Annotated in this window: 8 protein-coding genes; 2 read left to right on the forward strand and 6 right to left on the reverse strand. The window is 65.4% G+C overall.

Annotated features, from left to right (window positions below):
• Both ABWP84_RS16495 and ABWP84_RS16500 read left to right on the forward strand, forming a co-directional pair.
• Nucleotides 1–430 (forward strand): IS3 family transposase (locus ABWP84_RS16495; RefSeq protein ID WP_353213125.1); only part of this gene is annotated, 430 nt, incomplete at its 5' end.
• A 212-nt stretch (nt 431–642) separates the two neighbouring features.
• Nucleotides 643–990 (forward strand): hypothetical protein, encoded by a 348-nt coding sequence (locus ABWP84_RS16500; protein ID WP_353213126.1) that lies wholly within the window; start codon nt 643–645, stop codon nt 988–990.
• Between the two features lie 44 nt (nt 991–1,034).
• Here ABWP84_RS16500 and ABWP84_RS16505 read toward each other — a convergent pair whose 3' ends face one another.
• The 6 genes from ABWP84_RS16505 to ABWP84_RS16530 all read right to left on the reverse strand — a co-directional run.
• Entirely contained in the window at nt 1,035–2,813 is a 1,779-nt protein-coding gene (locus tag ABWP84_RS16505) for a tetratricopeptide repeat protein (RefSeq protein WP_353213127.1), read from the reverse strand.
• Nucleotides 2,788–3,381 (reverse strand): DUF3540 domain-containing protein, encoded by a 594-nt coding sequence (locus ABWP84_RS16510; protein WP_353213128.1) that lies wholly within the window; start codon nt 3,379–3,381, stop codon nt 2,788–2,790. Before ABWP84_RS16510 ends, ABWP84_RS16505 begins: the two co-directional genes overlap by 26 nt.
• A gap of 42 nt (nt 3,382–3,423) precedes the next feature.
• Nucleotides 3,424–3,846 carry a PAAR-like domain-containing protein gene (locus tag ABWP84_RS16515; protein WP_353213129.1) on the reverse strand — a complete coding sequence of 141 codons (423 nt, stop codon included), beginning with the start codon at nt 3,844–3,846 and terminating at the stop codon, nt 3,424–3,426.
• Between the two features lie 175 nt (nt 3,847–4,021).
• Entirely contained in the window at nt 4,022–6,715 is a 2,694-nt protein-coding gene (locus ABWP84_RS16520; RefSeq protein WP_353213130.1) for a type VI secretion system tip protein TssI/VgrG, read from the reverse strand.
• Nucleotides 6,712–7,803, reverse strand: a complete 1,092-nt coding sequence (locus ABWP84_RS16525) for a pentapeptide repeat-containing protein (RefSeq protein WP_353213131.1) — start codon at nt 7,801–7,803, stop codon at nt 6,712–6,714. The genes ABWP84_RS16520 and ABWP84_RS16525 overlap by 4 nt, the downstream gene beginning before the upstream one ends.
• Nucleotides 7,793–10,851: DUF2169 domain-containing protein (locus ABWP84_RS16530; RefSeq protein ID WP_353213132.1), on the reverse strand; the 3,059-nt coding region annotated here is incomplete at its 5' end. The genes ABWP84_RS16530 and ABWP84_RS16525, both read right to left, overlap by 11 nt.

Consider the following 10,851-nt stretch of genomic DNA (forward strand, 5'->3'; position numbering starts at 1 on the left):
TGAGCGCAAAGCGACGATCGACCGCGGCAATGTCCTGCTGCGTCACGTGCCGCCGGCGCGGTTGGCGATCATGCACCGGATCGACGCATTGCATGGTGAGTACCCCTTCGCGGGCAGCCGGATGATGCGCGACCTGCTCCGTGCGGAGGGCATCACGATCGGCCGCCTGGCGGTGGCGACGCTGATGCGTCGGATGTGCATCGAGGCGCTGTATCAACGGCCGAACCAAGTCTGGGCCATGGATATCACCTACATCTCGATGGCGCGCGGCTTTGTCTGTCTGCGGGCCTATGACGGGGTGAGCGATGCTCGGGCGTCGTTGGGCCGGTATATGGGCTGTTACAATACCCGGCGGCCGCATTCGAGCTTGAGGACGCCGACGCCGGAGCGCGCCTATCCGGACCACTTGCCGCAGGTGCTGGCAGCATGAGGCCTTCGCCGGTGCCGCGGCCTCACTCCGGTCGGGCTACGCCCCACTGCACCAGACTGCGGCACCGGCGCGAAGTGCGTATTAACCGGCAGGGGACACAGTTATCGGAAGCAAAGCGCTGTCGTGAGAGACCGAGCCACCTCTGATAGGGCAATGGTGTATTTCTTCGCCGGCTTTGTGGCTGCCCGGCCGCGGGTGGCGAGATAACAGTCATGTCCGACGCAACGCTCTGGGCGCCATGTGCCGAGCCATCCCCCCTCCATGCAGGCCTTCGCGCCGCGATCCGTGCGATGCTGCCTGCCCTCATCGCGGCGGCTCAGCATGGCCAGAACGGACCGCTGATCCATGATTTCACAGCGCCACCAGAGGGTCGGCTCGAGCTTCGCCGGCAAGACAACAAGCCGCTGCGTCGCGGCGCGCGCGACCCGGTAAAGCTCTCGCTCGCCGGCCATGTTGGTAGTACCCACGCGCTTTGGGCGGTAGGCGCGACCTTGGTGATGGATCGGCAGACCCGCGCAGTTCTGAGCCTCGACGTCGCATCCGAAGTGCGGCGGGGCTGAGAACATCGCCCCCCTAAATGGGAAAGTTTGGACGGATAACCCTCTCAGTCCTCCGCCCAACTCCCGGCCGCTATGGCCAGGGCGGCTAGCGCCGACCGCCAGTCCAGGCCTTGCGGCGTCAGCGTAGCGCGGCAGATGGTGGCAATAGGGTACCAAGGTGCGGCGGTGCCGGGCATGCCCCAGCACCAGTCGCCCATTGGCGGCGCCAAGACTGCCAGCCGCCGGCATCCCAACGCGCCCGCGAGATGGCCAAGATAGCCATCGCCAGTCACAACTACATCCGCCGCCAGCATCGCGGCCGCGACTTCCTCTGGCTGGTAGACCCATTCACCGCCATCGAGCATCTCGGGGGCCTCCTCAATGCGCGCCCGGGCATCGCCAGCCAGCAGCCCCAACCGTGTGCCCTCTATGCCCAGAGCCGCCAGGATATCCGGCAAGGCGGGCTCGCCCGCCGCTTCATTGCCGCAGGCTATGGCTATCACCGGGCGCGGCCGGCCTTCCAGCGCCTTGGCCCATGCGGCAAGGCGCACCGGGTCGGCCCGTAACGGCGCTTCCGCGCCAACTGCACGCGCTTGGCGGGCCAGCATGATCGGCGGCTGTGCGCCCATCGATGGCGGTCCATTGGCCAAGGTGATGCCATTGACCGCCAGCAGCGGCGTGAAAGGGCCCGCGCCAAACACAGCGCGGGCAGCCGGAAGCAGGCGTGCGAAACGCAGAATTTCGATCGCATCATCGTCAAGTGCGATCACCCCCGCCTCGGCTTCGGGCGCCAATTTATCGAGCAAAGCCCAGGCGGTGGTGAAATCGCCGCCGCGCAACAGAATCTCGACAGCCGAGAGGGTGATGCCAGTTTCGGCCGGTGCGCGCTGCACCGCCTGCTGCGCCGCCGCCATTGCGCGCTCTGGCTGGCCCGCCATCGCAAAGGCGTGGGCCAGGGCCAGCAGTGGCAAGGCCTGGTCGGGCAGGGCGCGCACCACGCGGGCGATCAGCGCCAGCGCCTCCGCCCCGCGGCCTTGGGCGGAGAGCGCGCGGGCCAAGGACAGGCTGGGCATCGGCGCTTCGGGCGCCACCACCAGGCAGCGCCGGGCCTCGGCCTCGGCCTCAAGCGGCCGGCCGGCGTCCAGCAGCGCATCTGCGAGGCTTGCCGCCGTCATCGGATCGCCCGGCGCCAGCATCAAGGCATGGCGGAGGCAGCCGATGCCCTCTTCTCTGCGGCCTCGGCGCAACAGCACCTTGCCCAGATTGTGCCAAGCTTCGCGCATGACCGGCGCCAGCGAGATGGCGGCGCGCAGCGCCTCCTCCGCCTCGGCCAATTGGCCTTGGCCAAACAGCAGCACGGCCAGGTTGTAGCGATGCTCGGCCTCGCCCGGCGCCTGCGCCGCCAGGCTTTGGAGCATGGCGATGGCGCCCGCGGTGTCGCCTTCGGCGGCAAGTATTTGGGCCCGGAGCCCGGCCAGGTTTGGGCCGCCCGGCAAATGCTCCGCCCGTTCCAGGCAGAGCCGCGCCTCGGCAAGCCGCCTGGCCGCCAGATGCAACCCGGCGAGATTGGCCAGGCTGGGCGCGTGGCCGGAGTCACTGGCCAGCGCTGCCTCCAGCAACGCCTGCGCCCGCGCTGCGTCGCCGCGCGCCGCCGCCTCGGCCGCCAAGCCATTCACCGCGCCGAGATCGCCCGGCGAATGCTCCAGCACCCCGCGCAGCACGGCATGGGCAGCGTCCAGCCGGCCCTGGCGCAAATGTTCGGTGGCGATGGCCAGGGCGGCGGTGTTGTCGCGCCCGATCAGCGCCCCGGAGAGGAGTTCAGCCAAGACCGATCCGTTCGGCATCAACGCGCAAATCCTGCCGCGCGGTCATGATGGTGCTGCCGCCGCTGCGGCTGAGCGAGAGGGTTTCGACGGTGCTCAGGCTGCTGCCGGCATCGAGCATATCCTCGCCACGCACCCGGGTGGTGCGGCGGCCGGCGAGGGTGACGATGTGTTCGGCCGATTGCTCGATGCGCTGGGCGGCGCCACGCAGCAGGCTGGCCGCCAGGGTGGCGGTGCCGGCCAGCAGCAGGGCGGTGGCGCTGCGCAGGGTGGCGCGGGCGAGGTCGAACTCGCCCAGCGGGGCGCGGGCGGTCAGGCGCTCGCTCGCCTCGAGCGCGATGCTGCGCGCACGCAGTGAGAGGGTTTCACCATCGGTCGGGGCAAGGGTTGTGCCCTGTCCTGGCGCGCGGGCCAAAATGGCCAGGATGACGGCCTGGGCACCCTGGCCATGCAGCAAAGCCGTATCACCGGGCAGCGGCAGCACCAGGCAACTGGGGGCGGGTTTTACCGGCAGCGCGCCGTCGGCGGTTTCGGCCAGCAGGCCGTTCTCTCCGGCACGCAGGGCGGAGGTCCAGAAATCAGCGGTCACCAATGAAAGGTCCGCAAGACGATCAAGTGGCACGGAGAACTCCTATGTACCTTTAAACACCTTAAGCTGGGAGGGCGCGACAGTCACGCCCGGGATATTGGGACCCATGCCATTCGCCCCGGTGGGGTCGCACATGCCGGTTGCGGGCGGGCCACCGACGAACAGCTTGGGTGAGCCCATCATGTGCCTGTCCGGCCCCATGACCATTTTGGAGGCCACGCCCAGCAGAATGCCCGGAAAATTGCCCAGGCTGGGCACCCGGCTGGTCATTAAATTATGGGCTGGCATGCATTGCAGCAGGATTTTGAATTGGGTGGGAATGCCGAGATATTGCAGCACCATATTCACATAGGGGATTGGCGTGGGGATCGGGCCGACCGGCGACGGAATAGGGGTCAGGCAGACATCCATGGGCGCCACGGATTGTCCTGGCAGTGGACCGGAGGAATTTAGGAAGCCTGGCATTTAACTATGTTCCTTTCCTGGTGATATTTTATTGTATAGGCAAGCTCGCCGCCGCAGCTCGATTATTGTACGGTCAACCACCGTCAGCCGAAATCTCTGAAGTGCCATTGCACAACCGTAGACCTCTCAGGGCTTCGGTGGTGTTCGCTACGGATATTGTATCCGCCGATTCAAACTAAGTAATTAGTTTAATTGCTTCAACTACTTCTGCATCAGTCATTAAATTTGCAGCAGACAATTTTTTGGCTTCGGCACTCAACTCTTTCTTTGCGGCATCGTAATCAGCTGATGTAAGTTTACCGCCGGACTTCGCCATCTCAAATGTGACAATTTTCGCATCAATACCTTTAACAGTTTTTACTTCCAAGCCAGTGATAGTGGTATTACGACCGCCCTCAACAGTACTGATTGCACCTCCTGTCGTTGAAGACAAGCTGCCACCCATAGTAACAGATTTATTCACTCCAAAAACAAGTGAAAAACGAGCTGCAAACGTGAGGTCGACCCGTCCTCCGAAAAACACCGAAAATGAAGCCGCGAGGCTCGTATTAGACGTGGCGCCTAACGTCACTGTGTTTAGAGCGGCAAGGTTGAAAGTGCTTTTCATGCCCATGAAATAATCAGTTCGTAAACCCCAAACATGCACCCGAGAGTTACCGTAAATGGTGCGTTCCTCCTTGTCAAAAATTGTATCTTTGATCACACCGTCGACGGATGTTGTTATACTTCCTTTTGTCTTAATAATTACGTCACCAACAGCATCTATATTGACCGTACTACCGGAAAAAAGATGGATAGGTCCTGCTTTAGCGTAGACCCGGGTCGCACCACCAGAACTGATGTCCAGATCCCCCGAGCCGTCGGCCCCCGCCACTAGAATAAGATGATTATCGACCTTTAATCCCATATCGCCTTTCACGCGCGAGTAATGTTGGCCCGCCGTGTAGTCGTAAATTCCGGACTTTTCATTAAACAACGTATCGCTCCGCGCCGCGGGCACCGCACTAGAGCCGGTGGAGGCAACGTAACCCAGAGAGCCTGGTGTTTTGAGTTCATCGGGCTCCTTCGTTGTCGAGCCTGTTGCCGCAGGAACACCGCCAAGCCGTAGGGTGTGCGTGATTGGAGACGAGCTATTATCCTGAACGTACATCCGCGCATAATTGTTACCTGCGCCCGTATCAACGCTCGATGCCAGCGCATCCGGCGATGCCAGCGCCGGCACATCGCCCGCATCAGTCACAACCACCGGCTGCGCCTGCCCCCCCAACGCATTGGGTACCAACAAGCCGCCAGGTGGCGCGGGCGGCGGCGCAGCGCCGTAGGCGTTCAACCCGCTGCCGCCATTGCCACCGCCCGTGCTGGTGGCCGAACCGCCATCATTGCTCATCTCAAAACCCATGCCCGAGCGGGTGACCAGCCGGTTCTGCAGCGAATTGTCGCTCGTCACCACCGCCTTATTGCGCGGATTGGGCACCGCGCCCAAAATCACCGGCCGGTCCGGGTCGCCGTTGACGCAGGCAATCACCACCTCGGTGTTAGGAAACAGCGGAAAATGCATGCCATCGCCATCGCCACCAAAGGGCGAGGACATGCGAATCCATTGTGAGGCCTTGCCATCCGGCGAGCCGCCCAGGTCAAAGGGCACCTTCACCCGGTAGCGCCCCTGATCGTCAATCTCGGCCTTGCTGCCATCGCCCGCGCCGTCAATCCGGCCATTGAGCAGCCCATCCATCCGCGGCACCGGCGTCACCCGCGCCGGGCGGAACGGCACGTCGCGGTCGATCATCTCGAAGCTGTTGCGATAACCCACCCAGTCGGATTCAGGCACGCCGGGCATTGGCACCCACACCTCGTGCCGCACCCGCACCACCAGATAATCCTGGTTCCAGGACGTATAGGGGTGGCCACCCAGGCGAATCACCCGGCCCGGCGCCAGCCGCGCCACGGTGGAATTGCCATGCCAGCGGCTCTGATGGCAGCGCAGCTCCTCGGCGCGGATGCGGGCCAGGGCGGCGCCTTCGTCTGGCGTGCGGTGATGCGCGCCATATTCCACCCAATTGCCACGGCCGCGGCTATCCACCTCGGCCTCAACCAGCAGCGGTATATGCGGCAGGCGGTAATTATGGTCCTGCAGCCAGACCTTCTGCGGCACCGGGGTGCAACGCTGGCGCAGGGCCTGGATGGTGTCGGGTGCGGCTTCGCGCCCACCGCTGCTCCAGGGCTTCCATTGTAGCCCCGTCCCGCCCTCAAGGGGCGTGGCGAAGAGATTGTCATCGGCGAAGACCACGCTTTCGCGGTCGCCATTATTTTCGAAAAAATAGAAAATACCGGCATGCTCGGCCAGTCGGGAGATGAAGGCGAAATCCGTCTCTTCATATTGCGAGACATGGTCGCGCTTGGGGTAGGCGCTGCGGTTGCGCAGGCGGAGCTCATGCTCAAAGCGGCGCAGATCGGTGTCACTCACCTGCGCGGTCGGCCGCAGCGCGCCAGAGAGTTCGGCCTCGATCACATCGGCCACCGAAACCGCATTCGCCGTGCCGTGGATCTGGTTGGAGCGGGAGAGGCGCAGCCGTGCCAGCCAGGGCACCAGCCGAAAACGGTAACGCGCATCGCCGAAGATTGAGGGTGGCTCGATCTCCACCGTGTCGATAATGCCATGCACGCTGCGCGGCTGGGCACCTTCAACAGTGATGCGCAGTGTGGCCCGCTGGCCCACCAGCGCGAGCGGGTCCATCGCCCGGCCACTCGGCCCCAGGCAGTCAATATCGAAGCTGTAGAGGCTGGAGAGCGCCTCGGTGCCGTCCACCGCATAAGCGCGCAGCGCGTCCGGGGCCAGGCCGTCAATGGTGAATTGCAGCGCTGCGGTCATGGCACGCTCCTTTGTTCGGTTGTCGGCTCGTCCTGAACGGGCGCGGGGCGATAGGCCTCGGCCACCAGACGGTGCTCATCGGTGCCGATGGGATCACCGCGCGCGCCGCCCAGCAATGCCGTGTGGAGCACCGCCGCATGCAGCTTGAGGCGCCCGATGGCGGCGCCGTTGAAATTGGCGGCCTCAAGCCGGGCATTGGAGGCATCGGCCAGTGACAAATTGGCACCGACAAAGCGCGCGCCGCGCAGGCTGGCATCGGTGAACTGCGCCATCGAGAGATCAGCGCCGGAGAAATCGGCGAGGTCGCCCTTGGTCTCGGAAAAATTCGCCATGTTCAGCCCGGCGCCGGAAAACCCCGCGCGGCTGATATCGGCGCGGGCGAACATCACCGCGGAGGCACGGGCGCCGGCGAAGGAGGCCTGGGCGAGATCGGCGCCGATGAAGATGCTTTGCGTCAGCTCGGCGCCATCGAAGCGCGCGCCGCGCAGCGAGGATTGCATGAAATTCACCCGTGCCAGGGCCTGCCGGCTGAAGTCGCGGCTATCGAGCACCAGCTTGAACAATAGCCCGCCATCGATGGCCATGCGTGAGAGGTCAGCCGTCGTCGCGTCACCCTCCAATATGGCGGAATTGGTGAGGCGGGCATCATCCAGGCGAAGACGCTCTATGGTGCAGCGCATCAACACGCAGGTGTCGAGCGCGGCTTGCGAAAGGTCGAGGCCATCCATCTTGCAGGCCACGAACATGCATCGCTCCAGCCGCGCGGCACCGAAGCGCGCCTCGGCCAGTTCGCATTCCACCAGCATCAGCCCAACCAGCGCCGCGGCCGCCATGTCGAGGCCCTGGGCGCGGCATTTTACCAACATCAGACCCTCGCGCCGGGCCGCACCAAAGCGTGCGCCGCCCAGCTCACATTCCGCCAGCATCGCCTCGTCCATCCGGGTTTCGGACAAATCCTGGCCCGCGAGGTTGCATTTCATTGCCACCAGCTTGCCCAGGTCGAGGCCGCGCAGATCCATGCCGCGCAGGTCGCGTTCGATCACCGGCACCCCGGCCTCGGCCATCTCGCGCAGCGCCTCAGGCGACATTGGATTCACGCTCCATCACGGTGTTGCGGAGATTGGCGCCGGTGAGGTCGGCCAGGGCAAGGTCGGCGCCTTCCAGGTCGGCGGAATAAAGATTGGCACCGAAGAGATTGGCCCCACCCAGCCTGACACCGCGCAATTGCGCCTCGAACAAATCAGCGCCCGACAGATCGGCATCCTCCAGCAGGGTCTTCGACATCGCGCAGCGCCGCAGTACGGCGCGCATAAGGCTGGCGCCGGACAGCTTCGCACCCATGAGTGTAGAGCCGGCGAGCCGGGCACCAGAGAAATCCGCGCCCGTGAGATCGGCATTCACCAGCGTAACATTGCTCCCTGTCGCACGGCGGAACCGAGCGCCGGGCATATGGCCCAACAGGAAGGCGGCATTTGTCAGGCTGGCCTCGGTGAGATCGGCCGCCTCCATCGGGCATTCGACAAAAGCACAAGTGTCGAGCACGGCGCCGCGCAACCGCGCACCCGTCATGGCGCTGCGCATGAAGATGCAGCGTGTCAGCCGAGCGCCATCGAAATCCGCCTCCGCCAGGTCGGCCTCGATGAACATCGCATCGGTGATCTCAGCGCCGCGAAACCGGGCGCGGGTGAAGCGGCATTTCAACGCCATGGGCGAGATCAATTTGGCGCGCGACATATCCACCTCTGGCGCATCGGTCTCGAACCAATTGGCGCCGTCGAGGTCGCAGCCTGAAAGATCGGCGCCATGCAGCTTGGCGCGGGAGAGGTTGGCGGCGCGCAGATCGGCGCCTGTCAGCCTTGCACCAGAGAGATCGGCCGCGGTGAACACCGCCTGATGCAGCACAGCGGCGGAAAAATCCGCCCCTGGCAGCACCGCGCGTTCCCAAAAGCTGCCGGTCAGGGCTGCGCCTGGAAGGGTGAGGCCGGGCATGTTCACGCCGTTGAAATCGCGCCCTTCCAGCCCCTCAGGGGTGGCCCGCATCCGTTCGATCAGCGCCGTTAGGCGGGGGATAAAATCGGGCTGCCAAGCAATAGCCTCAGCGATAGGTTCGGGCGAAAGGCGACGAATTTCAGCCATGCCGTCGCCGCGCGCCATCGCCGCCACACTCTCCTTAGCTTCAGCCAGCTTCGCCTCGATGGCCGCCTTGTCGGGCGGCGGGCCAGCCTGATCGAGCATGGGCTGCAGCAGCCGCCGGAGAGCCTCGCCCGGCGGTTGGGGTTCGGCGCCGGGATAGAGATCGGCCATTGCGGCCGTCAATTTCTCCCGCGCCTCGGCAATCTGTGCCTGGATTTCGGGCTTGATCTGGGCGGCCTCGCCGGTCTCAACGCCCGCCAGCAGCGCGTCGAGATCGGGCAGGCCCTGCGGCTCGGCCGGACGGCGGGCGAAGGCTTCGGCGGCGGCGCGCCCCTCGGGCGTGTCATCTGCCGGCAGTGGCGGCTCCAGCGAGTCGGGGAGGCTGATATCCGCCATGGCTCGGATCATCGGGTGATTGGAAATATCACCCAGCAGCCTGGCCTCAAGCCGCGCCCAGGCCTCGTCGGGCATCTCGGCCGGCGGTGCCAGTGCCGCGGCGACCAGCGCCTCAGCCCGGGCGCGATCCTCGGCGCTGACATCGCCCAAACCACGCAACAGGTATTCCGGATCACGCGCGCCGCGCACCGCCTCGATCGCCGGGGCAAGTTCGGCCGGCGGTTCGCCGGGGGGGGGCGGGCCGCCCTCGGCCGCGGCCAATAGGTGCTCGAAGCCTTCGGGCATGCCGGGGGGGGCCGCAGCCTGAGCCTCAACCTGGGCGATCATCCGGTCCGCCGCCTCCCAGATTTCGCCGAGATCGACGTCCATCGCGTCGATCTCCTCCTGGGTGATGATCGGAAAATCCGGCAGCTCTGGCTCGGGAGGCGGCGGCAGCGTTCCGGGCGGAAAACCCATCTTCGCCTCCATCTCACGATGACCGATGGCCGCGGCAAGCCGCATCTTAGTCAGCAGTTTCTCTTTCGCCGCAGCGCGTGCCGCGGCACGCGCTGCGGCCTCCTCGGCGCTGGGCAAAGGCTTCAGCGGGCCATCTCGAAGGACATAGAGTGCGCGGGTTTCGGGGTCGAGCCGCAGATTCAACTGCTCCTGATAATGCCCGGCTTCGCGCGGGGTATCGGCCATCCGCTCATAGGCCAGCAGCAGCGCCGGCACGTCGGATGCCTCGGCATCGGAGACCTCCAGCAGGCCGCGATAAATGGCGCAGCCGATGCCGGCACTGGGGAAGAGCCACACTGTGTCGAGCCGCAGCGGCACCTCGCGGTCAGTCTCCACGCCGCCAACCACTTGACGCGCGAAAGAGCGCACCCGCATGCCGGGAAGCCTGGAATAATGCGGCTCAGCCTCGCCCAGGAAACCCGAATGGATGATCTCCTCATTGCCCGCGAAAAATCCATCGGCCCATTGCGCCGGCTGGGCGGATTGAAAGACCCGCATATCGGCATCCGGCGGCAGGCCGGGATGGTGGTCGCGCAGCCAGTTCGGACCATAGGTGCCGGCCAGCTTCTGCCGCGAGGGCGCGTTGAAATCGACCGGCCCGATGAGCGCGGGCAGCGGCGCCTGCTCGATATCGAGCACAGGACGCGCCGGCTCCTCCAGATTGGCCAGTGGCGCTGGCTGGCGCAGCCGCAGCAAAGCCGATGCGCCATGCCCGCGTCCAATCGGGTTCTCAGGAAAAGCCGGGCCACCGAAGGCGCGGGTGGGCCCAAGTGGCATCTCCAGGAAGGGCAGGGGCGGCCCGGCCGCGCGCCCGGCCGCACCCTCGCGCCAAACGCGGTCGCCAAAGACCCGCAGGCGCCGCCCCACGGCGCCGACGCGAAACGCCACATCCATCGCCTGGACCGGGCGGCCGCCGGGCGCGCGGGCGAAGCCGGCCAGCAGCACCTCGCCCTGCGGCTTGGGCATGGCCATATCCAGAACGGCGCCATCCAGCGCCGGGGACGCGGCCTTCCAGAAGGCCGCTTCGAGGATCAGCCGGGTCGGATCATCCAGCCGAAAGGCTGCAGTGGCGCCGATGACGAGCACATTTCTGCGCTGCAGAAACGCGACCC

It is taken from the genome of Rhodovarius sp., assembly GCF_040399605.1.
Classification (GTDB): Bacteria; Pseudomonadota; Alphaproteobacteria; order Acetobacterales; family Acetobacteraceae; genus Rhodovarius; species Rhodovarius crocodyli_A.